This is a genomic window from Bradyrhizobium sp. IC4059 (genome assembly GCF_020193615.1).
Classification (GTDB): domain Bacteria; phylum Pseudomonadota; class Alphaproteobacteria; order Rhizobiales; family Xanthobacteraceae; genus Bradyrhizobium; species Bradyrhizobium yuanmingense.
In genome coordinates this window covers 307,007-331,736 of the sequence record NZ_JADYVH010000005.1, presented here as the reverse complement: position 1 = coordinate 331,736, position 24,730 = coordinate 307,007, and the positions used below count along the sequence as shown (strand labels likewise).

Genomic DNA, 24,730 nt, shown 5'->3' with positions numbered 1-24,730 from the left:
CGTGCAAGTGGAAAGAGCTACCCGAACGCCTGCCGTAGCCGGCGGGCCATGTCGAACAGCATCTGGTTCTGCTTCACCAGCCGCTTGCCGTGGCTGAGCGAGGACATCGCCATGGCCGCGAGCTTGCCGCGCGAGGTCAGGGGGACGAAGCTGTCGAAGATCGCCTCGTCGTCCTTGCAGAACATCCGCTTGTAATCGTCCGAGCCGATGCCGAGGTCGAGCGAGCGGTAGCCGCGTTCGCCGTAGCGGTCGATGATGTAGCGCATCAGGATCAGGCCGGGGCTGTAGCGGGCGTGCTCGGACATCGTGTAGGTGTTGAACATCATCGAGAAGCGCTCGCCATCGGCGACGCCGGCGAAGATCGCGATCACCTCCTCGTCGCATTCCAGCGCATGGATGTCGATGACATGACCTTCGCCGCGCGGCGCGAGGCAGGCGCTGCGGACGAACTGCTCGACGCCGGGTTCGGCGAAGACGTTCGGCAGCTTCTGCTCCGCCATCCGCGCCGGCTTGACACGGAAGAACCAGTCGAGCAGGCGGATGATGTCTGCGTCCGACGTCGCCAGGTGATAGCGGTAGCCGGCGAGGGACTGAAGCTTCTTCTCCTTGCTCTTGAGGCGGCGGCGGAGGGAATTGCTGATCCGCGAGGCCGGCGGGCCGCCCGGCTCCATCACCAGTCGCGGGCAACCGTTGATCGGGCGCTGCCGCGGCAGGGCTGCAAACGGGTTTTGCTGGTCGTGCCAGCGCTCGGGCTGCTGTGTCAGTGCGAGCACGTCGGCGTGCTCGCCGAGCGGCGCAAGCAGTGCATCGAGATCGGCGCTGGCGGCCTCTGCTGCGAACTCGGCGTTCCACAGGCCCATGTTGAAGGTGGTGTGCTTGCCGCCCATGAAGCCGGCGGTGCGCACGCCGTGGCCCTGCCGCAGCGAGAGCGGCAGCAGCAGGAGCGGGCGCCGATCGGCGTCGCGGGCGATCACAATGAACGGCCGGGCACCTTCACGGGCGCCGACCAGCCGCTGCCAGGGGTCGAGCAGGTCGAAGCGCTGGTAGGGCGTGAAAAGATGGCCACTGGCCTCGAAGCCGCGCCAGACCGCCTCGACCTCGGCGAGATCGGTGACGATGTCGACCTGTGCGATACGGCTCGCTTTCGACCGCGCTGGCGCTTCTGCCGTCCGGCTTTGCATCGCCGCAGCCATGGTCATTCGCGAAACCTGTCGAGAAATCGAAAATACGTATTTCGGCCCGTGGCCGACCTTTGCAAACAAAGGTCAACAAAGGGTAATGACTGGGGCGAGGGAACTGACCGCCGGCGCGCGCGAAGGGTGGGATTTTGGCTTCCGACGACAGATGGTTGGAACGGCTGCGCCTCGAGCTGGCCTGGTTCACCGGCCAGGCCATGCTGCGCAGTCGCGGTGCCGGCGCCATCCTGCGCTTCCGCTACGTGCGGCCTCGGCGGCGCGGATTTCAGCCGCTGCGCGAGCACGAGATTACGCCGCAATTCCTCGATCGCGCCATCCGCGCGCTGAAGCGGTGGAACTACGATTTTCTCGGCATGGACGAGGTCTGCCGGCGCGCGGTGATGCTGCCGGAGAAGCGTCGCTTCGTGGCGCTGACCTTCGATGGCGCCGGCAAGGATCTCATCACCTTCGCCTATCCGGTGCTGGCGCGTCACGCCGTGCCTTTTACGATCTATGTGCCGACCGCTTTTCCCGACGGTGTCGGCGAGGCCTGGTGGCTCGGGCTGGAGCAGGTGATCGCGCGCGAGAGCCGCATCGACCTGATGATGGGCGACAAGGAGCAGCGCTTCACGGTCGCCGACAAGGCCGGGAAGCAGGCGCTGTTCTCGCATCTGGAGAGCTGGCTGCGCTCGCTGCCGCCGGCGGATCTGTCGGCCGCGATCGCCGATCTCTGCACCCGCTACCGGATCGACCTCGCCGCGCTCTCGCGCGAGGCGTCGATGAATTGGGAAGACCTCGCCAGGCTCGCCGCCGATCCGCTCGTGACGATCGGCAGCGCAACGGTGAACTATCCGATGCTGGCCAACATGAAGGACGCGGCCGCACTGCGCGAGATGACGATGGGCAAGGCCGTGGCGGAATCGGCTTTCAACCGCGAGATCAGGCATTTCGCCTATCCGTTCGGCGACCGCGCTTCGTTCCGGCGCAGCCACGTCGTGATGGCGGAGCAGGCGGGCTTCGCCAGCGCGGCCTCGACGATCCCAGGCATCGTGGAGGCGGAGGGACGGACGAACTTGCGCGCACTGCCGCGCATCTCCTGGGACGGGCGGGTGCGCTCGCTGCGGATGCTGCGCGTGCTGGTGTCGGGCGCCGCTTTTGCGCCGGTGCGGCCGACCGGGAGCGCTACGAGCCAGACCTGAGGCGATCGGGCCGCTGCATCCAGCTCACGATCGGCATCGCCGGCAGCACCCAGCCCATGCCGACCACGACGTAGTAGATCGCCTGCCGCCAGCCGGATTCGGCGATCCACGGCATCTGCGCCACCGCCATGCCGAGCAGGGCCCAAACGGTGGCCAGCACCAGGAGCAGGATGGCGCCGAGGAACTTGCGGGTGCGGATCGTCATGGCGGGAACTTTAAGGCTATCGCGTTACTTGCGCTGCGGGAGCGGGGGACTATAAGGGGCACTCAACCGGGTTCAAGTCTCTTCGCCCCAGGCTTGGTTTTGTCCTTGAAATGACGACGAATTCCGCCCCATCCGAGCCGCATCGCGCCGTGCGCTGGTGGCTGATCTGTGTGGCCGCGCTGATCGCACTGATGGTGCTGGTTGGCGGTGCGACACGGCTGACGGAATCGGGCCTATCGATCGTCGAATGGAAGCCGGTCACGGGCAGTGTTCCGCCGCTGTCGGAAGCGGCATGGGCCGAGGCGTTCGAGGCCTACAAGAAGATCCCGCAATATCGCGAGCTGAATTCAGGCATGAGCCTGTCCGAGTTCAAGACGATCTTCTGGTGGGAGTGGAGCCACCGGCTGCTCGGCCGCTTCATCGGCGTCGCCTATCTGCTGCCGTTCCTGTTCTTCCTCTGGCGCGGCGGACTGTCGGGTGAGCTGAAGCGCAGGCTGTGGCTGCTGTTTGCGCTCGGCGGCCTCCAGGGGGCGGTCGGCTGGTGGATGGTGGCCTCGGGCCTGACGGAACGCACCGAGGTGTCGCAATATCGGCTGGCGACGCATCTTTCGCTCGCGCTCCTGATTTTCGCGGGGATCGTCTGGACGGTGCGGCGGCTCGAGCAGCGGCCGCAGATCGCGGCGCCGGCTCGGCTGCGGTTCACGAGCGCGGTGCTGCTCGCGGTGACCTTCGTGCAGATCTATTTCGGTGCGCTGGTCGCGGGCTTGCGTGCCGGGCGGGCCTACAACACCTGGCCTGAGATCGATGGGGCGCTCATCCCCTCGGCGGAACGGCTGTGGTTCGAGACGCCGTGGTGGCGCAACATGTTCGACAATGTGCTGACGGTGCAGTTCGAGCACCGCATGACCGCCTACGTGTTGATCGTGCTGGCGCTGCTGCATGCGATCGACGCGGTGCGCTCGCGTGCAGGTGCGGCCGCGAGCGGCGCGTTGTGGCTGTTCGCGGCGGTGAGCGTGCAGGCGGTGCTCGGCATCCTCACGCTGCTCAACCAGGTGCCGATCGATCTCGCGCTGACCCACCAGGCGGTTGCGATCGTGGTGTTGACGCTGGCAGTGATGCAGGTGGAGCGGCTGGCGTCACGGCAGTCTGTGCAGGCGCAGCCGCGCGCGGTCCCCGTGGGTCAGCCCGGCTGATCACCATCAGCCCGGCTGATCAGCAATAGCCGTAGACGCCGCACGCATAGGGCAGGCGCCAGAAATAATCGACCTGTTTCCCGCCGTAATAGGCGCCCTGATAATCGTAGCTCCAGGGGCGGCCGTAATAGCCAGGCAAGGTGTGGGAGCCCGGCAGCAGCGGCGTGCCCGGCAGGTTGCGGATGTAGCTGCCGATGCCGTAGGCCGGCGAGATCAGCGCATCCGGATCGGTTTCGACATAGACCTGAGGTGGGTCCTGCGGCGGCCCGGCCGCGCGCCGCTTCGGCGTCGCCGGCAGATCGGCGGCAATGGCCGCCGAGGCCGTTAGCATCACAGCCAGAGCGGGCACCATCCAGCGCAGCATCGTCGGCTCCGAATCAAAGGGGCGATCCAAGCACGATGTATGAGGCAGATATGGTTAATGAGGATTAACCGACGGCGGCCAAAACGGCCGCCGTCGTTCCCAGGCGCTACGCCCCCAGCGCCTGTTCCAGATCCGCGATCAGGTCTTCCTTGTCCTCGATACCGACCGAGATCCGGACCACGTTCGGGCCGGCGCCGGACTTGATCTTGGCGGCGTCGTCGAGCTGGCTGTGCGTGGTCGAGGCCGGATGGATCACCAGCGAGCGGGTGTCGCCGACATTGGCGAGGTGCGAGAACAGCTGCAGCTTCGACACCAGGCTGACTCCGGCGTCATAGCCGCCCTTCAGGCTGAAGGTGAACACCGCGCCGGCGCCCTTTGGTGCGTATTTGCGCGCGAGCTGATTGTACTTGTCGCTCGGCAGCCCGGCATAGCTCACCGAGGCCACCGCCGGATGTCCCGCGAGGTATTCGGCAACGGCTTTGGCATTGTCGCAGTGCTTCTGCATGCGCAGCGGCAGAGTCTCGATGCCGGTCAGGATCATGAAGGCGTTGAACGGCGACAACGCCGGGCCGAGGTCGCGCAGGCCGAGCACGCGGCAGGCGATCGCGAAGGCGAAATTGCCGAAGGTCTCCTGCAGCCGGATGCCGTGATATTCCGGGCGCGGCTCCGAGAGCATGGGGTACTTGCCGCCCGTGGACCAGTCGAAGGTGCCGGCATCGACGATGATGCCGCCGAGCGAGTTGCCGTGGCCGCCCAGGAATTTCGTCAGCGAGTGCACGACGATGTCAGCGCCGTGGTCGATCGGACGGATCAGATAGGGCGAGGCTAGCGTGTTGTCGACAATCAGCGGCACGCCCGCCTTGCGCGCCACGGTCGAGATCGCCTCGATGTCGGTGATGCTGCCGGCGGGGTTGGCGATGGACTCGATGAAGATCGCTTTCGTGCGCGGCGTCACCGCACGCTCGAAGCTCGCGATATCGTCGGGATCGGCCCACACCACGTTCCAGCCAAAGCTCTTGAAGGCGTGCGTGAACTGGTTGATCGAGCCGCCATAGAGCTTTCGCGCGGCGATGAATTCGTCGCCGGGCTGAAGCAGCTGCTGCAGCACCACGACCTGCGCGGCATGGCCGGAAGCGACCGCGAGCGCGGCCGTGCCGCCTTCGAGTGCGGCGACGCGCTCTTCCAGCACCGCATTGGTGGGATTGCCGATGCGGGTATAGATATTGCCGAACGCCTGCAGGCCGAACAGCGAGGCGGCGTGATCGGCATCGTTGAAGACGAAAGAGGTCGTTTGATAAATCGGAGTCGCGCGCGCGCCGGTGGTGGGGTCGGGCTGTGCACCGGCATGCACGGCGAGCGTTGAAAATCCCGGAAGGCGATCGCTCATTTGGGCGTCCTGTTCTTGTGGCCTGAAATTCGTGCGGCATGCTGATCGGCGCCGTGCCCGCCGTCAAGGCGCGGCGTCACATCGGAATCATTTTGGGAACGATCGTGCTGCGCATTGTCGCGTTTGCGAAACGAAGCCTTCGCAATCGCGTCAGCTTTGCTCGCTCTTGTTCTTCGCAGCGCGATCCGATGCGGCGGTGTCGCCACCGCCGACACTCATCCGATTGAGGGACAGCCTCATGCCCTGCGTCGGCGCCGGCGCGCGCTTGGAGCTGAGCGTGCGCGAATTCACGCCCATCCAGGAGATTTCTGACGACAGGCGGCCATATTCGATCTTGGGGCAGCGGTTCATGACCACCTTGATCCCGACTGATTCCGCTTTCGCGGCTGCCGCATCGTCGCGCGCGCCGAGCTGCATCCAGATCACCTTCGGCAGCGGGTCGAGCGTGAGCGCCTCCTCGACGACGGGCATGATGTGGCTGGAGTTGCGGAAGATGTCGACCATGTCGACGGGGCGGCCGATGTCCGACAGTGATGCGACGAACGGCTTGCCGAGCAGCTCCTTGCCGACATGGCCGGGATTGACCGGGATCATGTCATAGCCGCGCTGCATCAGGTATTTGAACGCGAAATAGCTCGGCCGCACATTGACCGGCGAGGCCCCGACCATCGCGATCGATTTCACGCTGTTGAGGATGCCGCGGATGTAATTGTCGGGATAGGCGTCGTGGTTCATCACTTATCTTTTCTTGTTGGCGGGGGTCATTCATCCCGCCATGTCGGCGTGCGCTTCTCGATGAAGGCGCCGATGCCTTCCTCGGCGTCGCGCGCCATCATGTTCTCGGTCATCACCTCTGCGGCATAGCGATAGGCGTCTGCAAGGCTCATCTCGGCCTGGCGGTAGAAGGCCTCCTTGCCGAGCTTGATCGTGTAGGCGGATTTCAACGCGACCTGTTGCGCGAGCTCGATCGCGGCGCCGAGTTCGGTGCCGGCGGGAACGACGCGGTTGACGAGCCCGATGTCGCGGGCGCGCTCGGCCGTGACAGGCTCGCCCGTCAGCAGCATCTCCATGGCCTGTTTGCGCGGCACGTTGCGCGACAGCGCCACCATCGGGGTCGAGCAGAACAGGCCGATATCGACGCCGGGTGTGGCGAACTTCGCCTCGTGCGATGCGATCGCAAGATCGCAGCTGGCGACGAGCTGGCAGCCGGCGGCGGTTGCGATGCCCTGGACGGCCGCGACCACGGGCTTCGGCAGATGCACGACCGCCTGCATCATCGCGCTGCAGGCCGTCATGATCTGCGCAAAATAAGCCCGACCCCGATCCGGATCGGTGCGGCGCGCGGTCAGTTCCTTTATGTCGTGGCCGGCGGAAAAAGCGGGGCCGTTGGCCGCGATGACGGCCGCGCGGATGTGCTTGTCTTCCGCGATTGCGTTGAGGCTCGCATGCAGCTGTCCGATCATCGCCTCGGAAAGGCTGTTGCGCGCGGCTGGTCGGTTCAGCGTGAGCACGGCGACGCTGCCGACGATCTCGCGCAGCAGGATCGGCGGTTGCGGGGTGGGGGCGCGGGCGGCCTGAACGGACATTGACGCGACTTCCGCTAGATGATTGCAATTGGATCACACCGATAACTTAATGTAACAGGGCAGGCGAAGCGAGGGTGGGGACGGCATGGCGTTAGCGAAAATGAGCGTGGCGGAGCTCGAGCGGTTCCTCCGTGACGAGTTTCCCCAGGCCTTCAGCGGTGACGACATCACGATCGAGAGTGCGGACGGCCAGACCAGCCTCTTGCGCCAGCGCTACAGCGAACGGATGTTGCGGCCCGGCGGAACCGTGTCCGGGCCGACGCTGATGGCGCTCGCGGATTTCGCGATGTACGTGGTGCTGCTGTCCGCGATCGGGCCGATCGGGCTCGCCGTCACCACCAATCTCAACATCAACTTCCTGCGCAAGGGCCAGCCCGGGCAGGACGTGCTGGCCGAGGCCCGGCTGCTCAAGCTCGGCAAGCGCCTTGCGGTCGGGGAGGTGAACCTCTTGTCCGGGACCTCACCCGATCCGATCGCCCATGTCACCTCGACCTATTCCATTCCAAACGTTTGAGCTTTTTACAGGTAATATCGCACCATATTTTTAAGTTATTGAGTTTGCTTAGTTATTTTCGGCTCTGAGGCATTGACCGTTGCGCCGCTCTTCTCTAGAACCGCGCGCAGTCTGGTGCGGTGTTCGCGCCGATATCTCCCGTCCACGGAAACTCCGACATGAAAACCTTTTCGGCAAAGCCGGCTGAGGTGACGAAGAAGTGGGTGCTGATCGACGCCAAGGGTCTGGTCGTCGGCCGCCTCGCCACCATCGTCGCCATGCGCCTGCGCGGCAAGCACCTCCCGACCTACACCCCGCACGTCGATTGCGGCGACAACGTCATCATCATCAACGCGCAGCATGCGGTCCTCACCGGTCGCAAGCGCGAGCAGAAGACCTACTACAAGCACACCGGCTATGTCGGCCATGTCAAGGAGCGCACCGCGCGCCAGATCCTCGAGGGTCGTCATCCCGAGCGCGTGCTCGAGAAGGCCGTCGAGCGCATGATCCCGCGTGGTCCGCTCGGCCGCGTGCAGATGGGTAACCTCCGTGTCTACGGCGGCGCCGATCATCCGCACGAGGCGCAGCAGCCCGAGAAGATCGATATCGCCAAGTTGAACCGCAAGAACACGAGGGCCGCATAACATGGCCGAATCCATTCAGTCGCTCGACCAGCTCTCGCAGCTCAAGACGGCGGCCGCGCCCGAGGCGCCCAAGCACGAGAAGAAGGTCGACAAGTTCAACCGCGCTTACGCCACCGGCAAGCGCAAGGACGCGGTCGCCCGCGTCTGGATCAAGCCGGGCGCCGGCAAGGTCACCGTCAACTCGCGCGAGGTCGAGGTCTATTTCGCCCGTCCCGTGCTGCGCATGATGATCGAGCAGCCGTTCTCCGTGGCCCAGCGTTCGGGCCAGTACGACGTGATCTGCACCGTCGCCGGCGGCGGCCTGTCCGGCCAGGCCGGCGCGGTCCGTCACGGCATCTCCAAGGCGCTCACCTATTTCGAGCCGGAGCTGCGCTCCGTGCTCAAGAAGGGCGGCTTCCTCACCCGCGACTCGCGCGTGGTCGAGCGCAAGAAGTACGGCAAGGCCAAGGCCCGCCGGTCCTTCCAGTTCTCGAAGCGTTAATCGCTTTTGTCGCATTCGCCGCGAAAGCGGCTTCAATGAGATGCAAAAGGGCGCTGATTTCAGCGCCCTTTTTGTTGTTCGTTTGTATGCAAATTGATGGCGTGTTTCCTGAAAACTTAGGGACCGGCGAAAACCTGAATGGAACCCGCGAGACCTAGCGTCGCCTTCGGAAGGGCGCGCAAATCGGCTGGGCCGATCGCGTAACTGCTATGTTCTAGAGGGGGCCGACATGATGTCGCTCGATAGCATCACGCTCTATTTGGTCGCCACCATGGTCGCCGCACTGCTCGGCGCCATGATGGTGTTTTTCGGCAAGCAGGAGAACAGCCCGGCGCTGAAATGGTGGGGCACCGCCTATCTGCTCGGTGCCGCATCCGTCGCACTATGGACCGCGGCGGGCGACAGGCTGGGGCCGCACATTTACCTCGCACTGAACGCGGTCGGTTTCGTCGCCTGCGGCATGGTCTGGAACGCAGCGCGCGTCTTCCACGGCCGCAACCCGAACTGGCCGGGGCTCGTGCTCGGCGCGCTCGCCTGGGTCGCGGCTGCGACGCTGCTCGATCCCGCTTCATCGATGCTGCGCATGCTCGTCGGTGCCGGCATCGTCTCGGTGTACGCGGCCCTGACGGCGAGCGAGCTCTGGACCGAACGGCGCAAGAGCGTGCAACGGCGCTGGCCCGCCTTCGTGATGCCGGTGATGCACGGCTGCGTGTTGATGCTGCCGATCCTGATCGGCAGCTTCCTGCGCCCGCATGATGCCGGCTTCTCCTCGAGCATCTGGGTCACCGTGTTCGCGGTCGAGCTCATACTCTATGCCGTCGGTACCGTGTTCGTGATCTTCATGCTGGTGTCGGAACGCACCGTCACCGCGCACCGGACGGCGGCATCGACCGATCCCTTGACCGGCATGCTCAACCGGCGCGGCTTCTCGGAGGCTTGTGCGCGCGTGATCGAGCGCGAGGCCAAGGCCGGGCGGCCGGTGACCGTGATGATCTTCGACATCGACCATTTCAAATCGATCAACGACCGCTTCGGCCATCCCGCCGGCGACGAGATGCTGAAGCTGTTCTCCACCGTCGTGGTCAGCAATTTGCGCATCTCCGACCTGTCGGGCCGCATCGGCGGCGAGGAGTTCGCCGCGCTATTGCCATGCTCACTGGAGGAGGGCGTGCTGGTCGCCGAGCGCGTGCGCGAGGCGTTCGAGACCTCCGGCGTCGTGGTCGACGAAGGTCCGGTCGATACCACCGTCAGCATCGGCGTTGCCGGAGGTCCGGCCGGCACCGAGCTGGAGGTGCTGCTGGCCTCGGCGGACACCGCGCTCTACCAGGCCAAGCGCGGCGGCCGCAACCGCGTCGAGGCGGCCGAGGAGCTGCCGCTGTCGCTGGAGAACTGGCGCCGCCAGAGCGCGGCGCGGACCGGCGCATCGCAGGCGCGTCCGGTCACCGCGTGAGCATGCAGGGCGGGCTTGCGGTAAATCTCTGTTTACCATTCGATCCCTACCATCGTGGTCATGGAATCGATCCGTCGACGGAATCCGCAAGCCGCCCTGATGTCGCTCGAAGCCGAAGCTGCCTCGGCCCGCGGCGGTTTCGCCTGTCTGTTCTCCACTGCGGACGAATACGAGAGCGCGCTGATCACCGAGCGTCGTGCGCAAGGCCGCTACACGCAGCAACGCAGCTACTGGCCGTTCGTGTTGTTCGCGGGTTGTGCGCTGATGGTCGCGGGCACGGTCCTGCTGTTCGCCTGACAGGCCTGCATTTCCAGACCGGGCAGGGCGCCGCTTCAGCGCCTTTTTCTTTGTCGCCATCTGCGGTAGACACGGCCATCAACAAAAAGGGTGGAAAGCCGATGATCACCGAGATCGCGCAAATTGACGTCAAGCCGGGCAGCGAGAAGGATTTTGAGGCCGCCGTTGCCAAGGCCAAGGCCGCTTTCGGCCGCTCCAAGGGCTTTCACGGCTTCGAGCTGCACAAGTCGATCGAGAAGCCGCAGCGTTACCGGCTGATGGTGAAATGGGCGACGCTGGAGAACCACACTGTGGACTTCCGCGGCTCGGAGAATTTCACGGAATGGCGCGGCCTGGTCGGCCAGTATTTTGCCGCGCCTCCCGAGGTCGAGCACACCGAGACCGTGCTGACGACCTGAGGCTTTATCTCGGGAGCATGATCTTATCGGAAAACCGCTCCACACTTTCCGCTAACGCGGTCCTCCGGGTCCGGATCATGCTCTAGGCCGCCTCCGCGAGAGGCGACGCCTCGTAGGTCTTGACATGGTCGATCATGACCTTGGCGATCGCGACCAGCGGGAGCGCCAGCGCCAGGCCCCAGATGCCGAACACGACGCCCAGCAGGATCTGGAACGCGAACAGCGTGGCCGGCGGGATGTCGAGTGCCTGGCGCTGCAGGATCGGCGTCAGCACGTAGCTTTCCATGGCGTGCACGCCCATGAACAGCAGAAATGCCGACAAAGCGGGGATCCAGCCGGAGGCGAGGCTCGCCAACACCACGATGACGCCGGCGATGATGGCTCCCACCGTGGGGATGAAGGCGAGCAGGCCCGCCTGGATTCCTAGGATGAACGCGCCGGGGATGCCGATGACGGCAAGTCCGATCCAGGTTACGACACCGACCGCGATCATGACGATGATCTGGGCGATCAGCCAGCGCTCGAGCGTTTCAGCGATACGGTCGATGACGATGGCGAAACGGGTACAGTGCCGCGCCGGTGCCAGGAACAGCAGGCCGTCATGATAGACGCTGGGCTGGGCGGCGAAGGCCAGGCCCAGGAACAGCACGATGAAGATGTTGCCGACGCCGTGAATGGTGCCGAGCAGCAGCTTGAGGGTCTGGCTCACGATCGCCCCGCCGCTGGAGGCGAGCGTGCCGGCACTGGGCAGCGGAGCGCGCGAAGGCGTTGCCGGCGCGGGCGTTGCCTCCGAGGAGGTGTTGGCGGCGGGGTCCGAGGCAGCGTTGCCGAGGTCGAAGAAGCTGGTGTCGATGCCGTGGCTCTCGAGCAGGGACCTGACATTGGTGATCTGCGACTTGATGGTCTTGCTCAGCAGCGAGGCCTGTTCGGCAATGGTGGCGCCGCCGAGATAGGCGACGCCCGCGAGCAGCAAAGCGAGCGCAACGCAGACGATTGCAAGCCGGATCGTGTGAGGCAGCTGGACCCGGCGGCCGAGCGCATTGACCAGAGCGTTGAGACCGAGGCCGAGCAGCATGCCGGTGAAGATCAGCAGCAGGGTGGCGGCAAAATACCAGGTGAAGGCGAGCAGCGCGGTGAACAGAACGACGCCGATGCCTCCGGCCGCGATCGCCCAGGCCTGATCCCGCGCGAGGTCGGCACGGGAGCGAGATCGTTCATCTGCGGGAAAGGTCACATCGTATCCTGTCTTTGGTGGCTGCAATGGGAGCACTCTTTCGACAAACACGCTTCCGATCAAGAGCAGGGCTATCGCAGATCACTTTTGGCGGAGGCCTGCGCGCACGCCTCGTCCTTCGAGACGGCGCTTACGCGCCTCCTCAGGATGAGGCTAATCTGGATCAGTGCCTGTTGAAACTGTAGCCACGCACTCCGCCCTCATCCTGAGGAGCCCGCCTAAAGCGGGCGTCTCGAAGGATGACTGCAGGGAAAAGCCCCGATAGCCCCGCGATCAAGAGCGGCAACGCGCCGGTTTGACGCTGCCGCGCGAACGGTGCAGAGCGGTGGCGAAAAGGAAGTGAGGAGCGCTTGGGCGTTATCAGCAAGTGGGCCGGTCTGCTCGGGCTGTTGGCTTTGCTCGTCGGCGGCGACCAGATCCGGATCAACCGGCCGGACCACAAATACCGCCTAACGGTCGAGGTGACGACGCCCGCCGGGATCAAGACCGGGTCGGCCATTCTCGCTGTCGTGCCCGATCGCAACTATAACCGCAGCGGCCGCACCACGACGCGCGGGGAGGCCGTGTTCGTCGATCTCGGCCAAGGCAAGAACATCGTGGTCTTGCTGGCGCACCAGCAGGGCGCCAAGCTCGACCTCGACGACATCAACTATGTGGCGCTCCGCGCCTATGGCGCCGCGCGCGGCAACCGGGTGTCGTTCAAGGACATGAGCCGGCAGTCCGGCGTTGTCCCGGTGCAAGGGGAGCTCATCCCCGTGCTCGTGAGCTTTGGCGATCTCGGGGATCCCAACACCGCGCGCCTTGTCGCCAGCGACAAGGCAGAGGCAATCCTGGGCGAGGGCTATGCGATCCGCGGCTTCTCCGCCGAGGTGGTGCCCAACGGGTTCTGGCCGATCGACTTCGGAGGCGTGCTCGGGGAGCCCGTGACGCGCGGAATCGAGGCCAAGCTTCCCTGGCTGACCGCGCCGGGCGAGACAGCGGCAATTGCGCTGAGGGCCGCGGGTCTGCCCGTGGAGGGCGGGTTGGACGCCCGGGAGGCATTTGCGCGAAAATAGCATTGCCGTCCCGCGATCCCCTCTGTTGAATTTGTTCCATCGGAGGGGCATCTTTGGGGAATCTTCTTATCGGGAGGCGCGGAACGACAGATGAGAAAGCCGGTCGTCGGCGTGATCGGAAATTCCTATCGCGTCGAGAATCGATTTCAGGTCCAGATGGTTGGCGAGCGAAACCTGCGCGCCGTGGCCGAAGTCTCCGGCGGCTTGCCGTTGATGTTCGCTGGAGCCCCCGACATCACGGATATCCCGGCGCTGCTCGATACCGTCGACGGCATCATCCTGACCGGGGCCCGGGCCAACGTTCACCCAACCCGCTTCAACGTCGATCCCTGCGAGAAGCACGAACCCTACGACATCCACCGCGACGAAGTTGCGCTGGCCCTGTCGGTCGCCTGCGTCGCCCGCGGCATTCCGCTGTTCGGCATTTGCCGCGGCCTGCAGGAGATGAACGTCGCCTTCGGCGGCTCGCTGCATCCCGAGATCCGCGAGATCCCCGGCCGCATGAACCACCGCATGCCCCGGCTCGAGAACGGCGAGATCCATCCCGATCCGACCGTGGTGTTCGCCGACCGCCACGACGTCGAGCTGACGCCCGGCGGCGCCTTCGCCACGATTCTCGGCTGCGAGAAGATCCGGGTCAATTCGCTGCACGGACAGGGCATTCTCGATCCCGGCAAGCGCGTGCTGATCGAAGGCATCGCCGAGGACGGCACCATCGAGGCGATCCGCATCGCGGAAGCCCCGAGCTTTGCCCTCGGCGTGCAATGGCACGCGGAGTACGACCCGCAGCACAATCCGATCAACCGCAAGCTGTTCGAGGCCTTTGGCGAGGCGCTGGTGACAAGGCAGAAGGCGGAGGCGTAGCCGCGGTCGTGTCCCGGACCAGCTGCAACGCGGAGCGTTGCGGCGCAGAGCCGGGAATCCAGCTTCTGCCACGTTGCGCACTCGGCTTGGACTGAGTAGGGCGGATTAGCCGAAGGCGTAATCCGCCATCTTTAGTTCATGGGGCAGCTGCAATGCCGAACTACCGCCGTGCATTTGTTCCAGGTGGCTGCTGATTCTTCACGGTCAATCTTCATGATCGTAGGCAGCGGCTGCTCGTCGAGCACATCGCAGCGCTGCGCGCGGCCGTTGCAGCGACCCGTCGGGACTATTCGTTCACTATCGATGCGTTTGTCGTGCTTACGGACCACCTTCATGCGGTCTGGACGCTTCCCCGCGGCGATGCCGACTTTTCGATGCGGTGGAGATTGATCAAAATGCGCTTCGCGAAGTCCCTGCCGAAGACAGAGCCTTTAACCGCTGTACAGATCGCAAGACGGGAGCGTGGCGTATGGCAGAACCGGTTCTGGGAGCACCTCATCCGCGACGAAACCGACTATGCACGCCATATCGAGTATTGCTACATCAACCCAGTCAAGCACGGATATGTGACCCGCGTGTTGGATTGGCCGCATTCGTCATTTCACCGAGATGTCGAGGCCGGACTGTTTCCGGCGGATTGGGCAGGAGATAGCAACGCGGATGGTAACTTTGGCGAACGTGCGTGAGCGTCGCACGCAGTAGGCGGATTACGCCTTCGGCTAATCCGCCCTACGAGGACTGTTTATCCAAGGTGCATCCCGAATTTCCGACGGAGTAAACCAATCAGTAGGAATTGCTCCGTCCTGGTTTTTGCGGCTCTGATTTGTTCTTTGAGAACGAATTGGAGTCAGATGCAGAACGAAAGCTGATGGCCGCTCCGTGGCGCAGGATTTCTCTACCGTGTTAAATCGTAGATGCGCTCAGGCTGTGCCCAGCGAGAGCGCCGCGACCGGACTGCGTCCATCGGTCATGCCACCGGCACCAGCCTCACACCGCCCGCTCCATCCGTCGCGCGCGATAGGATTGCGTGACATCAGTGTCAGCTTGCGGAAGCTGCTCTCATCCTCATAGCCGGCAGCGCGCGCGATGGTCTTCATCGGCTGCGTCGTCGATTCCAGCAGGGTGCGCGCGTGCTCGACACGGCTGCGCATGATGAAGGATTGCGGCGGCTCGTGCGTGAGTCCTGGAATTTTCGGTTCAACGTACGCTCGCCGAGGCCGAGCGCCTCGGCAATCCTGCATGGGCATTCCCATTGCGTTGCACAATCGCAATGTTGATCTCCAAGCGCAGCATTGAGGTTCATGAGAAGAATTACCATATGCTCTGCAAGGGAGCCCGTGCCGTGCAGACCATGAAGGCGGCCCTCGTTGCGGCGATCACCGTCGTGGCTTTGAGCTGCTGCCTCCTTCCCAGCTCAGCGGAGGAGAGCAAGCGCGTAGCCCTTGTTGTTTCGATCGACGGGGCGATTGGCCCGGCGTCAGCCAGCTACGTCCGGGAGGCTTTGGCCATGGCGAGCGAACGGCGCGCCGAGGTCGTGCTTCTGAGGATGAACACGCCCGGCGGGCTCAATTCCAGCATGCGCGAGATCATCGCGGATGTGCTCGCCTCGCCCGTCCCTGTCATTGGCTACGTCGCTCCCTCCGGCGCCCACGCGGCGAGTGCGGGGACCTATATCCTTTACGCGACCCACATCGCGGCGATGGCACCAGGTACCAACATCGGTGCAGCGACGCCGGTCCAGATTGGCGGGCCGCTGCCGGGCCTGCCGAGCGGCACACCCGACAAGGATGGCAAAGACAAGAAGGATGAGCCGAAGGACGCGATGACGGCGAAGGCCACGAACGATGCCGTCGCCTTCATTCGAAGCCTCGCCGAGCTGCGCAACCGCAATGCGGAGTGGGCGGAGAGGGCGGTCCGCGAGGCCGCAACACTCTCCGCCAACGGCGCGCTGGAGGCACATGCCATCGATCTCGTCGCGCGCGATCAGGCTGAATTGCTGCGGCAGGTTGATGGCCGTGTGGTGGAGCTCGCAGGCGGCAGGACGCAACGCCTCGCAACAAAGGATGCTGTCATTGAAGCCATCGAGCCCGGACGGATATCCCGGTTCCTGGCGGTCATCACCAACCCGAACGTGGCGTTCATTCTCCTGATGGTCGGCATCTACGGCCTGATCTTCGAGTTCATGTCTCCCGGAGCCGTCGCCCCCGGAGTTATCGGCGCGATCTGCCTGCTGATCGGCCTCTACGCGCTCAATTTGCTGCCGATCAACTATGCCGGCCTCGCCCTGATGCTGGTGGGACTCGTGCTTCTCACCGTCGAAGCTTTCAACCCGACCGTGGTGGTCGGCTTCGGCGGGATCATCGCTTTCGTGCTGGGAGCAATGATGCTCTTCAGGAGCGAGGCGCCTGGATACCAACTGTCCTGGTGGGTGATCGGCACCACTGCGGTCGTGTTCAGCGGCTTTGCTTTGATCGTGCTTGGCTCACTTCGGCGCGCCCGCAAAGCTCCTGCGCTGGTCGGCGCACAGGCCATGCGCGGCTTACCCGCCGAGGTTCTCGACTGGAACGGGAACGAAGGTCATGTCTTCGCCCATGGTGAGCGTTGGCAGGCGCGCGGCGCCGAAACCTTCAAGCCCGGAGAGACGGTGGAGGTCGCCAATGTCGTCGACCTGACGCTGCTGATACGCCGCACACCCGCCAGGACAGGCGAGGGAGGTACATCATGACGCTGGAATATCTGACGTATGCGGCGCTTGCGCTGCTTGTCATCGTGTTTCTATCCCAGGCCATTCGAATCCTGCGCGAATACGAGCGCGGCGTCGTCTTCACGCTCGGCCGCTTTACCGGTGTGAAGGGCCCGGGCCTGATACTCCTCATCCCGATCGTGCAGCAACTCGTCAAGGTCGATCTGCGGGTGATGGTGCAGGTGGTGCCGCCGCAGGACGTGATTTCGCGGGACAACGTCTCCGTCAAGGTCAACGCCGTCCTGTACTTCCGCATCGTCGATCCCGAAGGCGCCATCATCAAGGTCGGCGACTACATGGCGGCGACCAGCCAGCTCGCCCAGACCACGTTGCGTTCGGTGCTCGGCAAGCATGAGCTCGACGAGATGCTTGCCGAGCGCGACAGGTTGAACGCCGATATCCAGGAGATTCTCGACAAGCAGACTGACGTCTGGGGCATCAAGGTCACCGGCATAGAGATCAAGGACGTCGATATCAACGAAACCATGGTTCGCGCGATCGCCAAACAGGCTGAGGCGGAGCGCTTGCGGCGAGCCAAGGTGATCAATGCGATGGGCGAGCAGCAGGCCGCCGAAAAGCTCGTCGAAGCCGGCCGGATCCTGGCGCAGGAGCCTCAGGCAATGCAGCTGCGTTACTTCGCGGCTCTGCACGACATCGCCGGTGAACGCTCGTCAACCGTGGTGTTTCCGCTCCCCACCGGCCTGCTCGACCATTTGATGCCGCGACCAAACAACCCGTAACAGAAGGCGGCGAGGTGCTGATCGCGAGCGGGCGCCACGGCTCCGACCGAGCTGCAGCGGGCGTTCACGGCGACGTGGTAGCTGTCGAGCCTCCTCAAACGAAAAGGCGCCTCCTTCCGGAAGCGCCTTTTGCTTGTCGCGGATAGTTCGGACCGCTTAGCCCGAATAGTACATGTCGAACTCGACCGGGTGCGGGGTCATCTCGAAGCGCTCGACCTCGGTCATCTTCAGCTCGATATAGGCGTCGATGAAGTCGTCGTCGAACACGCCGCCGGCCTTGAGGAAGGCGCGGTCCTTGTCGAGGTTTTCGAGCGCCTCGCGAAGCGAGCCGCACACGGTCGGGATCTGCTTCAGCTCTTCCTTCGGCAAATCGTAGAGGTCCTTGTCCATCGCCGGACCCGGATCCATCTTGTTCTTGATGCCGTCGAGGCCGGCCATCAGCATCGCGGCGAAGCCGAGATAGGGATTGGCGAGCGGATCGGGGAAGCGCACCTCGACGCGCTTGGCCTTCGGCGAGGCGGTGTAGGGGATGCGGCACGACGCCGAGCGGTTGCGCGCGGAATAGGCGAGCAGCACGGGGGCCTCATAGCCCGGGACCAGACGCTTGTAGGAGTTGGTCGACGGGTTAGTGAAGGCGTTGATCGCCTTGGCGTGCTTGATGATGCCGCCGATATAGTGGAGGCAGGTCTCCGACAGGTCGGCGTACTTGTTGCCGGCAAACACCGGCTTGCCGTCCTTCCAGATCGACTGGTGCACGTGCATGCCCGAGCCGTTGTCTCCGTAGACCGGCTTCGGCATGAAGGTGGCGGTCTTGCCGTAGATGTGCGCGACCTGGTGGATGCAGTATTTGTAGATCTGGATGTGGTCGGCCATCAGCGTCAGCGTGTCGAACTTCATGCCGAGCTCGTGCTGGGCGGAAGCGACCTCGTGGTGATGCTTCTCGACCTTGACGCCCATCTTGGCCATGGCGCCCAGCATCTCCGAGCGCATGTCCTGCACCGAGTCCTGCGGCGGCACCGGGAAATAGCCGCCCTTGGTGCGGACGCGGTGGCCGAGATTGCCGCCTTCATATTCGGTGTCGGAGTTGGTCGGCAGCTCCGAGGAGTCGAGGCGGAAACCGGTGTTGTAGGGGGTGGAGGAGAAGCGCACGTCGTCGAACACGAAGAACTCGGCTTCGGGGCCGACGAACACGGCGTCGCCCACGCCCATCGACTTCACCATCGCCTCGGCCTTCTTGGCGATGCCGCGGGGGTCGCGGTTGTAGGGCTCGCCGGTGGTCGGCTCGAGCACGTCGCAGGTGATGACCATGGTGGTCTCGGCGAAGAACGGGTCGATCGTCGCGGTCACCGGATCGGGCATCAGGCACATGTCGGACTCGTTGATCGCCTTCCAGCCGGCAATCGAGGAGCCGTCGAACATCGTCCCTTCGGCGAAGATGTCTTCATCGATCATGCTGACGTCGAACGTGACGTGCTGCCACTTGCCGCGCGGATCGGTGAAGCGCAGGTCGACGTACTTCACGTCGTTGTCCTTGATCGATTTCAGGACGTCTTTGGCGGTCTTCATGCATACCCCTTATGGCTCTGCGGGTCGGTTTCCAGGTGAGCAAGATTGTTCTCGCTTTTGGCGAGTTCGCGCGCGACCGCACAAACGAAATCAGGCCGCCGAAGCAGCCTTATTTCTTGTCAGAGTGTCGCAAAATGCGGGATAGCACCCGGTTCAGATAGCGTCCAGCCCGGATTCGCCGGTTCGGATGCGGATCGCCTCTTCGATGTTGGAGACGAAAATCTTGCCGTCGCCGATGCGGCCGGTCTGCGCGGCGCGGCGGATCGCGTCGATGGCGCGCTCGACCAGATCGTCGCCGATCACGATCTCGATTTTGACCTTCGGCAGGAAGTCGACGATGTATTCTGCGCCGCGGTAAAGTTCGGCGTGACCCTTCTGCCGGCCAAAGCCCTTGGCCTCGGTGACGGTGATGCCCTGCAGACCGACTTCTTGAAGCGCTTCCTTCACCTCGTCGAGCTTGAATGGCTTGATGATGGCTTCGATTTTCTTCACTGCGCGACTCCCGGCCTTTCGATCCAATAGCAACGTCTTCGTCAGGACGCGCATTTCTCAACGCACGATCTTGTCTTCTCTGTGCCGGGATCCCTGACCCGTCCGGCAACAACGGCCGGCCACGCCCTTCAAGATGTCAGTGAGCACGACGAACCGAAGCGGCTTCCTCGAAAGCAGGGTCTATGCCAAGTTGCAAATGCCCTGATTATCGGAGCGTTATCAGCCTTTTAACGAGCATCTCTGAGTGATGGTGCCGACCTGCACAAAATACCGAAGACCGCAAAATAGGCAAACGGTTCAATATATGTGCATTTCGACGTTCCCACCGCCGGATCGGCGCAAAAGATGCCTGTTCAAGAGGCGTTTGTACTAGGAAGTGGCATGGAAGTTCTGACCAACGCCGAAATGCAGCGCGCCGACCAGCTTGCCATCGCGGCCGGCACGCCCGGTTTCAAGCTGATGCTCAGCGCCGGCCAGGCGGTCGCCGAGGCCGCCCATGCGCTGGTGGAGGAGGGGCCGATCCTGATCGTCGCCGGCCCCGGCAACAATGGCGGGGACGGTTTCGTGGCCGCGGCCGAGCTCGCCGCGCAGGGGCGCGAGGTTTCGGTGATCCTGATGTGCGAGCGGGACCAGCTCCAGGGCGATGCCGCCTCGGCCGCGCGCGGCTGGAAGCACCCGGTGCTGCCGTTCAACCCGCAGGCGATCGGCAGGCCTGCGCTGATCATCGATGCGCTGTTCGGCGCCGGCCTCAGCCGCACCGTGGATGGCGAAGCGCGCGCCATGATCGAGGCGATCAACGCCAACGGTGCCCCGGTGCTGGCGGTCGACCTGCCGAGCGGCATCAACGGCACCAGCGCGGCCGTGATGGGCGTGGCGGTGAACGCCACCGAGACCGTCACCTTCTTCCGAAAGAAGCCGGCACATCTGCTGTTGCCCGGGCGCATGCATTGCGGCCGCGTGCGCGTTGCCGACATCGGCATCGATGCGCAGGTGCTGGAGGAGATCGCGCCGCAGACCTTCGAGAACGATCCGGATCTCTGGGGCGCGGCCTTTCCGGTGCCGCGCATCGATGGCCACAAATATGCGCGCGGTCACGTGCTCGCGGTCTCGGGCGATGCAGCCGCGACCGGCGCGGCACGGCTCGCCGCGCGCGGCGCGCTGCGCGCCGGCGCGGGCCTCGTGACGCTGGCGAGCCCGCGCGATGCGCTCGCAATCAATGCTGCCGCGCTCACCGCGGTGATGGTTCGCCCCGTCGACAGCGCGATCGAGTTCGGCGAGCTGCTCGGCGACAAACGCTACAACACCTGCATCATCGGCCCCGGTGCGGGCATCGGTGAGCGCACCTGCGATCTCGTCCACACCGCTCTTACCGCGCAGCGGCATCTGGTGCTCGATGCGGATGCGCTGACCAGCTTTGCCGCAACCCCCGAGCGCCTGTTCGAATCGATCAAGTCCTCGCAGGACAATGCGGTGGTGCTGACCCCGCACGAAGGCGAGTTTCCGCGCCTGTTCTCCGACCTCAGCAACAAGCATCCCGGCCGCTCCAAGCTCGAGCGCGTCCGCGCCGCCGCCGAGCGCTGCGGCGCCGTCGTGCTGCTGAAGGGCCCGGACACCACAATCGCCGCCCCCGACGGCCGCGCCACCATCGCCGCCAATGCGCCGCCCTGGCTCGCCACGGCCGGCGCCGGCGACGTGCTGTCCGGGATCATCGCCGGGCTCCTGGCGCAAGGCGTGCCGGCGTTCGAGGCCGCCAGCATCGGCGTCTGGATGCATGGCGAGGCGGGAAGCGAAGCTGGGCCGGGCCTGATCGCGGAGGATCTGACCGAGACGCTGCCGGCCGTGCACCGGCGGATCTATGACGCGCTGGGCATCGAATACTGAACGTTCACTCCACCCCGTACCAGCGCACCAGCCGCGGCGCGGCCCAGTCGGTCACGACGGATTCGATCAGCCAGCGTCCGGGCGAGGTCGCGGCGAACGCGATGCGCTGGGTCTGGCCAGGCTCGATCGCGAGCGTGTCGAGCCAATAGGGCTTCCAGCCGTCGTCGAGCTTGTCGAGCAGCCGGAAATGGTGGCCGTGCAGGTGAAACACGGTGGTGACCGGGGCGGGGTTCTGCAGCGCCAGCACCACGGTGCGGTCGGTCTTGGCGCGGAAGGCAGGGGCGGAGGCGGTGGAGAAGGTCGCGGGCCGTGCCCAGCCGGCATCGGCCGTACCGAGCGCGACATCGAACCGCAGGGCGGCTCGTAGATCGAGCTTCTCGGGCAGATCATTCGGCGGGAGCGGCTGCGGCGGCGGCAGCGGAGCGCGCTCCAGCTTCCCGGAGACAGTCAGGTGTCCGACCTGGCGCACCGCCTTGCCGTCATGCAGCATAAACGGGGCCGAACTGGCCGCATCCACGAAAGCGTCGGTCCGCGCACCCGGGGCCAGCACCAACGCGCCGTTGCGCGCGGGGAACGGCTCGGCCGGCTGGCCGTCGAGGGCCATCACACGGACTTCGTGGTTTTCCAATTTGATTGCGAGAACAGAGCGTTGCGAGCCGTTGATGAAGCGTAGCCGCAGCCGCTCGCCCGCCGAAGCTGAGAGTTCGAATGAAGTCTTGCCGTTGATTGTGTAAAGCGGCGTCGTGTCCTTCGGGTCCTGGCCCGGCGGGACCGCGGTGCCATCCGGCCGCAGGCGCCATTCCTGGATCAGCAGGAGCTCATCACGATCGACGGCGACCGGGCCGGTTTCGGCCACGATGATCGGAAGCGCGCGTGCGGGCTGCTGCAGGCGGTGCTCGAAGAGGCGGAAGTCGGCCAGCAGGGTGCCTGCATTAGGCACTGAAATAATTGATGTTTCTGTCGCATCCGGCGCTGCCGGGGCGCGGCCGCGGAGCGGGTCGGCGGCCATCGGCGCGTGGAGGCTGTACCAGACTGGCGCAATCGGCACAGGGAGGTTGTTGCTGAAGACCACCTGGCAGCGGTCGAAACGCTTGAGACGCACGTCTCTGAGGTGGCTTACGGTGGCCAGCTCCCAGATTGGTGTAGCCGGCTGACCCGGTCTCAAAGCCAGCGTTGCCGGTCTCGCCTGCAGCGCGAGCTGGGCCGTGACGGATGGGCCTGCACCGCCCACGATCAGCCCGGCTGCCGAGGCCCCTAAGCCGGCCAAAACCTCGCGCCGATGGGGAGCATGGATCCGCGTTGTCATGGCACGATCCGGACCACGCCGTGCTGGATAAGTCCAGCCGCAGTGCCTACTTGAAGCTTGCCTCCATCAGGCCATTTTTTTGCTGCGAACAGTCAGGCACATGCTATAAGCCCGGCCGCCCGCGGCATCGCGGCCGGTCTTGATGCGAATTCACGCGGGCGTGGCGGAACTGGTAGACGCGCTGGATTTAGGTTCCAGTGACGAAAGTTGTGGGGGTTCGAGTCCCTCCGCCCGCACCAAGCGCTTATCGCGTTTGCACGGATTACGAGGCCTGCTTCCGCGCGGATGATCGTCCGTCAGGAAGCGGGTCCGATGAACCACCGGCGTGGAGGCGTTTGCCTCGCGCCGGATCGATTAACGACAGCGTCCCGACGCGCGACGTGCCGGGGCCGAACGAAAAGAAGATTGGACGCCATGCAGGTCACAGAAACCCTCTCGGAAGGTTTGAAGCACGAGTTCAAGATCAGCGTTCCCGCGTCTGATCTCGACGCCAAGGCCGGCGCCAAGCTCGTCGACCTCAAGGACAAGGTCCGTATCAACGGCTTCCGTCCGGGCAAGGTGCCGGTCGCGCACCTGAAGAAGGTCTATGGTCGCTCGGTCATGGCCGAGACCATCGACCAGACCATCCGCGACACCAACACGCAGCTGTTCTCCGAGCGCGGCTTTCGCCTTGCGACCGAGCCGAAAATCACCATGCCGAGCGAACAGGCCGAGGTCGAGGAACTGCTGAGCGGCAAGACGGATTTGACCTACACGGTCGCCATCGAAGTAGTGCCGGCGATCGCGCTCGCCGACTTCAAGAGCTTCCAGGTCGAGAAGCCAGTTGCTGATGTCACCGACGCCGATGTCGACGAGGCGATCAAGCGCATTGCCGATTCCAACCGCACCTATGCCGCCAAGGGCGAGGGCACCAAGGCTGAGTCGGGCGACCGCGTTACCATCAACTTCACGGGCCGCATCAACGGCGAAATCTTCGAAGGCGGCACCGGCGAGGGCATCCAGGTCCTGATCGGCTCCAACACCTTCATTCCGGGCTTCGAGGAGCAGCTCATCGGCATCGGCGCAGGCGAGACGCGCACGCTGAAGGTGTCGTTCCCGAAGAACTACATGAACGACAAGCTCGCCGGGCAGCCGGCCGAGTTCGAGACCACCGCGACCCTGATCGAGGCGCCGCAGGACCTTGCGATCGACGACGAGTTCGCCAAGTCGCTCGGCCTGGAATCGCTGGACAAGCTCAAAGAGGCCGCGCGCGAGCGCCTCGTTGCCGAGTTCGCCACCGCCACGCGCCAGCGCGTCAAGCGCGCGCTGCTCGACCGCCTCGACGAGGCGCATCGCTTCGAGGCGCCGCCCTCGCTGGTGGACGAGGAGTTCAGCCTGATGTGGAACTCGGTCAAGGCCGAGATGGACTCCGCCGGCAAGACCTTTGCCGACGAGGACACCACCGAGGACAAGGCAAAGGAGGAGTATCGCAAGATCGCCGATCGCCGCGTGCGGCTTGGCCTGGTGCTCTCCGAGATCGGCGAGAAGAACAAGATCACCGTGACCGACGACGAGGTCGGCCGCGCCGTGATCGAGCGCGCGCGCTCGATGCCCGGCCGCGAAAAGGAGGTCTGGGACTTCTACCGCAACAATGCCCAGGCGTTGGCCCAGCTTCGTGCGCCGATCTACGAGGACAAGGTGGTCGACTTCATTCTCGAGCTCGCCAACGTGACCGAGAAGAAGGTTTCGCGCGAGGACCTCTACAAGGACGACGACGCGGAAAAGACCGCGGCCTGAAGGGTTTGAGATAGCCCGCTATTAAGGATGATGAGCGAAGAGGCCCAGCTAGCCAGGTGGCCGGCTGGGCCTCTTTGTGCGAATCAGCTTCAACTGCCCCACGGATTAAGCCTTAATGCGCTGCGCACTTGTCAGAAGCGAAATGGGCTATATCTGTCGCTACGCCTTTCTGCTTCTTACCCAAGTTCCTGCATCACAGGA

General features: G+C 64.5%; 25 protein-coding genes, 1 tRNA gene and 1 pseudogene. 16 read left to right on the top strand and 11 right to left on the bottom strand.

What is annotated here, in order from left to right; translation table 11 throughout:
• Positions 1 to 17: 17 nt before the first annotated feature.
• Positions 18 to 1,199, bottom strand: a complete 1,182-nt coding sequence (locus I6F12_RS18125; protein WP_225156948.1) for a GNAT family N-acetyltransferase — start codon at positions 1,197 to 1,199, stop codon at positions 18 to 20.
• A 128-nt stretch (positions 1,200 to 1,327) separates the two neighbouring features.
• Between I6F12_RS18125 and I6F12_RS18120 the strand changes: the two genes are divergently transcribed.
• On the top strand, positions 1,328 to 2,374 hold the full coding sequence (locus I6F12_RS18120) for a polysaccharide deacetylase family protein (RefSeq protein WP_225156947.1): 1,047 nt from the start codon (positions 1,328 to 1,330) through the stop codon (positions 2,372 to 2,374).
• On the opposite strand, the gene I6F12_RS18115 is transcribed toward I6F12_RS18120, so the two are convergent.
• Complete coding sequence (locus tag I6F12_RS18115) at positions 2,358 to 2,579, bottom strand: DUF2842 domain-containing protein (protein WP_225156946.1); 222 nt, start codon at positions 2,577 to 2,579, stop codon at positions 2,358 to 2,360. The genes I6F12_RS18120 and I6F12_RS18115 overlap by 17 nt on opposite strands.
• Before the next feature lie 110 nt (positions 2,580 to 2,689).
• Here I6F12_RS18115 and I6F12_RS18110 point away from each other — a divergent pair, with 110 nt between their 5' ends.
• A complete protein-coding gene (locus tag I6F12_RS18110) occupies positions 2,690 to 3,772 on the top strand; it encodes a COX15/CtaA family protein (protein WP_109143558.1) in 1,083 nt (360 codons plus the stop codon).
• 19 nt (positions 3,773 to 3,791) lie between these two features.
• Here I6F12_RS18110 and I6F12_RS18105 read toward each other — a convergent pair whose 3' ends face one another.
• From I6F12_RS18105 to I6F12_RS18090, 4 genes are all read right to left on the bottom strand, one after another.
• Positions 3,792 to 4,136, bottom strand: coding sequence for a hypothetical protein (locus tag I6F12_RS18105; RefSeq protein WP_036025406.1), 345 nt, complete (start codon positions 4,134 to 4,136; stop codon positions 3,792 to 3,794).
• A gap of 106 nt (positions 4,137 to 4,242) precedes the next feature.
• Positions 4,243 to 5,523, bottom strand: a complete 1,281-nt coding sequence (locus tag I6F12_RS18100) for an O-acetylhomoserine aminocarboxypropyltransferase (RefSeq protein WP_225125144.1) — start codon at positions 5,521 to 5,523, stop codon at positions 4,243 to 4,245.
• 150 nt (positions 5,524 to 5,673) lie between these two features.
• Entirely contained in the window at positions 5,674 to 6,258 is a 585-nt protein-coding gene (locus I6F12_RS18095) for a CoA-binding protein (RefSeq protein ID WP_036010322.1), read from the bottom strand.
• Positions 6,259 to 6,284: 26 nt separating this feature from the next.
• Positions 6,285 to 7,109 (bottom strand): enoyl-CoA hydratase, encoded by an 825-nt coding sequence (locus tag I6F12_RS18090; RefSeq protein WP_036010319.1) that lies wholly within the window; start codon positions 7,107 to 7,109, stop codon positions 6,285 to 6,287.
• Positions 7,110 to 7,194: 85 nt separating this feature from the next.
• Between I6F12_RS18090 and I6F12_RS18085 the strand changes: the two genes are divergently transcribed.
• The 6 genes from I6F12_RS18085 to I6F12_RS18060 all read left to right on the top strand — a co-directional run bounded on the left by I6F12_RS18085 (position 7,195) and on the right by I6F12_RS18060 (position 10,872).
• Positions 7,195 to 7,623, top strand: a complete 429-nt coding sequence (locus tag I6F12_RS18085; protein ID WP_024341189.1) for a PaaI family thioesterase — start codon at positions 7,195 to 7,197, stop codon at positions 7,621 to 7,623.
• A gap of 158 nt (positions 7,624 to 7,781) precedes the next feature.
• Positions 7,782 to 8,246, top strand: coding sequence for a 50S ribosomal protein L13 (gene rplM / locus I6F12_RS18080; protein WP_018642440.1), 465 nt, complete (start codon positions 7,782 to 7,784; stop codon positions 8,244 to 8,246).
• Between the two features lies 1 nt (position 8,247).
• Entirely contained in the window at positions 8,248 to 8,727 is a 480-nt protein-coding gene (gene rpsI / locus I6F12_RS18075; protein ID WP_018642439.1) for a 30S ribosomal protein S9, read from the top strand.
• A 229-nt stretch (positions 8,728 to 8,956) separates the two neighbouring features.
• The gene (locus I6F12_RS18070; RefSeq protein ID WP_036010314.1) at positions 8,957 to 10,177 is read left to right on the top strand and encodes a GGDEF domain-containing protein; all 1,221 of its coding nucleotides are present in this window, start codon (positions 8,957 to 8,959) and stop codon (positions 10,175 to 10,177) included.
• Between the two features lie 60 nt (positions 10,178 to 10,237).
• Positions 10,238 to 10,474: a hypothetical protein gene (locus tag I6F12_RS18065; protein WP_225156945.1), complete on the top strand. Its 237-nt coding sequence runs from the start codon at positions 10,238 to 10,240 to the stop codon at positions 10,472 to 10,474.
• 101 nt (positions 10,475 to 10,575) lie between these two features.
• Complete coding sequence (locus I6F12_RS18060; RefSeq protein ID WP_025036647.1) at positions 10,576 to 10,872, top strand: antibiotic biosynthesis monooxygenase family protein; 297 nt, start codon at positions 10,576 to 10,578, stop codon at positions 10,870 to 10,872.
• An 82-nt stretch (positions 10,873 to 10,954) separates the two neighbouring features.
• Here the strand turns inward: I6F12_RS18060 and I6F12_RS18055 are convergent, their stop codons facing one another.
• Entirely contained in the window at positions 10,955 to 12,106 is a 1,152-nt protein-coding gene (locus I6F12_RS18055; RefSeq protein ID WP_225143271.1) for an AI-2E family transporter, read from the bottom strand.
• Positions 12,107 to 12,456: 350 nt separating this feature from the next.
• On the opposite strand from I6F12_RS18055, the gene I6F12_RS18050 reads away from it, so the two are divergent.
• From I6F12_RS18050 to I6F12_RS18040, 3 genes and pseudogenes are all read left to right on the top strand, one after another.
• Positions 12,457 to 13,161 carry a hypothetical protein gene (locus tag I6F12_RS18050; protein ID WP_225156944.1) on the top strand — a complete coding sequence of 235 codons (705 nt, stop codon included), beginning with the start codon at positions 12,457 to 12,459 and terminating at the stop codon, positions 13,159 to 13,161.
• Between the two features lie 90 nt (positions 13,162 to 13,251).
• Complete coding sequence (locus I6F12_RS18045; RefSeq protein WP_036025392.1) at positions 13,252 to 14,025, top strand: gamma-glutamyl-gamma-aminobutyrate hydrolase family protein; 774 nt, start codon at positions 13,252 to 13,254, stop codon at positions 14,023 to 14,025.
• Positions 14,026 to 14,177: 152 nt separating this feature from the next.
• Positions 14,178 to 14,711 (top strand): annotated as a pseudogene (locus I6F12_RS18040) (transposase).
• Positions 14,712 to 14,945: 234 nt separating this feature from the next.
• Here the strand turns inward: I6F12_RS18040 and I6F12_RS18035 are convergent.
• On the bottom strand, positions 14,946 to 15,176 hold the full coding sequence (locus tag I6F12_RS18035) for a hypothetical protein (RefSeq protein WP_249786998.1): 231 nt from the start codon (positions 15,174 to 15,176) through the stop codon (positions 14,946 to 14,948).
• 191 nt (positions 15,177 to 15,367) lie between these two features.
• Here I6F12_RS18035 and I6F12_RS18030 point away from each other — a divergent pair, with 191 nt between their 5' ends.
• Both I6F12_RS18030 and I6F12_RS18025 read left to right on the top strand, forming a co-directional pair.
• A complete protein-coding gene (locus tag I6F12_RS18030; RefSeq protein ID WP_225156943.1) occupies positions 15,368 to 16,750 on the top strand; it encodes a nodulation protein NfeD in 1,383 nt (460 codons plus the stop codon).
• A complete protein-coding gene (locus I6F12_RS18025) occupies positions 16,747 to 17,508 on the top strand; it encodes a slipin family protein (RefSeq protein ID WP_225156942.1) in 762 nt (253 codons plus the stop codon). The genes I6F12_RS18030 and I6F12_RS18025 overlap by 4 nt, the downstream gene beginning before the upstream one ends.
• A gap of 156 nt (positions 17,509 to 17,664) precedes the next feature.
• Here the strand turns inward: I6F12_RS18025 and glnA are convergent, their stop codons facing one another.
• Complete coding sequence (gene glnA / locus I6F12_RS18020; RefSeq protein ID WP_036010292.1) at positions 17,665 to 19,074, bottom strand: type I glutamate--ammonia ligase; 1,410 nt, start codon at positions 19,072 to 19,074, stop codon at positions 17,665 to 17,667.
• 153 nt (positions 19,075 to 19,227) lie between these two features.
• Complete coding sequence (locus I6F12_RS18015; protein ID WP_007603495.1) at positions 19,228 to 19,566, bottom strand: P-II family nitrogen regulator; 339 nt, start codon at positions 19,564 to 19,566, stop codon at positions 19,228 to 19,230.
• 381 nt (positions 19,567 to 19,947) lie between these two features.
• Between I6F12_RS18015 and I6F12_RS18010 the strand changes: the two genes are divergently transcribed.
• Positions 19,948 to 21,447, top strand: coding sequence for an NAD(P)H-hydrate dehydratase (locus tag I6F12_RS18010; RefSeq protein ID WP_225156941.1), 1,500 nt, complete (start codon positions 19,948 to 19,950; stop codon positions 21,445 to 21,447).
• 4 nt (positions 21,448 to 21,451) lie between these two features.
• Here I6F12_RS18010 and I6F12_RS18005 read toward each other — a convergent pair whose 3' ends face one another.
• Positions 21,452 to 22,753 carry a multicopper oxidase domain-containing protein gene (locus tag I6F12_RS18005; protein WP_225156940.1) on the bottom strand — a complete coding sequence of 434 codons (1,302 nt, stop codon included), beginning with the start codon at positions 22,751 to 22,753 and terminating at the stop codon, positions 21,452 to 21,454.
• Positions 22,754 to 22,907: 154 nt separating this feature from the next.
• Between I6F12_RS18005 and I6F12_RS18000 the strand changes: the two genes are divergently transcribed.
• Together I6F12_RS18000 and tig are read left to right on the top strand one after the other, a co-directional pair.
• Positions 22,908 to 22,992, top strand: a tRNA-Leu gene (locus tag I6F12_RS18000).
• Positions 22,993 to 23,167: 175 nt separating this feature from the next.
• A complete protein-coding gene (gene tig, locus I6F12_RS17995) occupies positions 23,168 to 24,529 on the top strand; it encodes a trigger factor (protein ID WP_036025380.1) in 1,362 nt (453 codons plus the stop codon).
• The last annotated feature ends 201 nt before the right edge of the window (positions 24,530 to 24,730 follow it).

Coding starts and splice junctions, on each gene's coding strand:
- I6F12_RS18125 (WP_225156948.1), bottom strand. CDS start 1,199: ATGACCATGGCTGCGGCGATGCAAAGCCGGACGGCAGAAGCGCCAGCG.
- I6F12_RS18115 (WP_225156946.1), bottom strand. CDS start 2,579: ATGACGATCCGCACCCGCAAGTTCCTCGGCGCCATCCTGCTCCTGGTG.
- I6F12_RS18110 (WP_109143558.1), top strand. CDS start 2,690: ATGACGACGAATTCCGCCCCATCCGAGCCGCATCGCGCCGTGCGCTGG.
- I6F12_RS18105 (WP_036025406.1), bottom strand. CDS start 4,136: ATGCTGCGCTGGATGGTGCCCGCTCTGGCTGTGATGCTAACGGCCTCG.
- I6F12_RS18100 (WP_225125144.1), bottom strand. CDS start 5,523: ATGAGCGATCGCCTTCCGGGATTTTCAACGCTCGCCGTGCATGCCGGT.
- I6F12_RS18095 (WP_036010322.1), bottom strand. CDS start 6,258: ATGAACCACGACGCCTATCCCGACAATTACATCCGCGGCATCCTCAAC.
- I6F12_RS18090 (WP_036010319.1), bottom strand. CDS start 7,109: ATGTCCGTTCAGGCCGCCCGCGCCCCCACCCCGCAACCGCCGATCCTG.
- I6F12_RS18085 (WP_024341189.1), top strand. CDS start 7,195: ATGGCGTTAGCGAAAATGAGCGTGGCGGAGCTCGAGCGGTTCCTCCGT.
- rplM (WP_018642440.1), top strand. CDS start 7,782: ATGAAAACCTTTTCGGCAAAGCCGGCTGAGGTGACGAAGAAGTGGGTG.
- rpsI (WP_018642439.1), top strand. CDS start 8,248: ATGGCCGAATCCATTCAGTCGCTCGACCAGCTCTCGCAGCTCAAGACG.
- I6F12_RS18070 (WP_036010314.1), top strand. CDS start 8,957: ATGATGTCGCTCGATAGCATCACGCTCTATTTGGTCGCCACCATGGTC.
- I6F12_RS18065 (WP_225156945.1), top strand. CDS start 10,238: ATGGAATCGATCCGTCGACGGAATCCGCAAGCCGCCCTGATGTCGCTC.
- I6F12_RS18060 (WP_025036647.1), top strand. CDS start 10,576: ATGATCACCGAGATCGCGCAAATTGACGTCAAGCCGGGCAGCGAGAAG.
- I6F12_RS18045 (WP_036025392.1), top strand. CDS start 13,252: ATGAGAAAGCCGGTCGTCGGCGTGATCGGAAATTCCTATCGCGTCGAG.
- I6F12_RS18035 (WP_249786998.1), bottom strand. CDS start 15,176: ATGCGCAGCCGTGTCGAGCACGCGCGCACCCTGCTGGAATCGACGACG.
- I6F12_RS18025 (WP_225156942.1), top strand. CDS start 16,747: ATGACGCTGGAATATCTGACGTATGCGGCGCTTGCGCTGCTTGTCATC.
- glnA (WP_036010292.1), bottom strand. CDS start 19,074: ATGAAGACCGCCAAAGACGTCCTGAAATCGATCAAGGACAACGACGTG.
- I6F12_RS18010 (WP_225156941.1), top strand. CDS start 19,948: ATGGAAGTTCTGACCAACGCCGAAATGCAGCGCGCCGACCAGCTTGCC.
- I6F12_RS18005 (WP_225156940.1), bottom strand. CDS start 22,753: ATGACAACGCGGATCCATGCTCCCCATCGGCGCGAGGTTTTGGCCGGC.
- tig (WP_036025380.1), top strand. CDS start 23,168: ATGCAGGTCACAGAAACCCTCTCGGAAGGTTTGAAGCACGAGTTCAAG.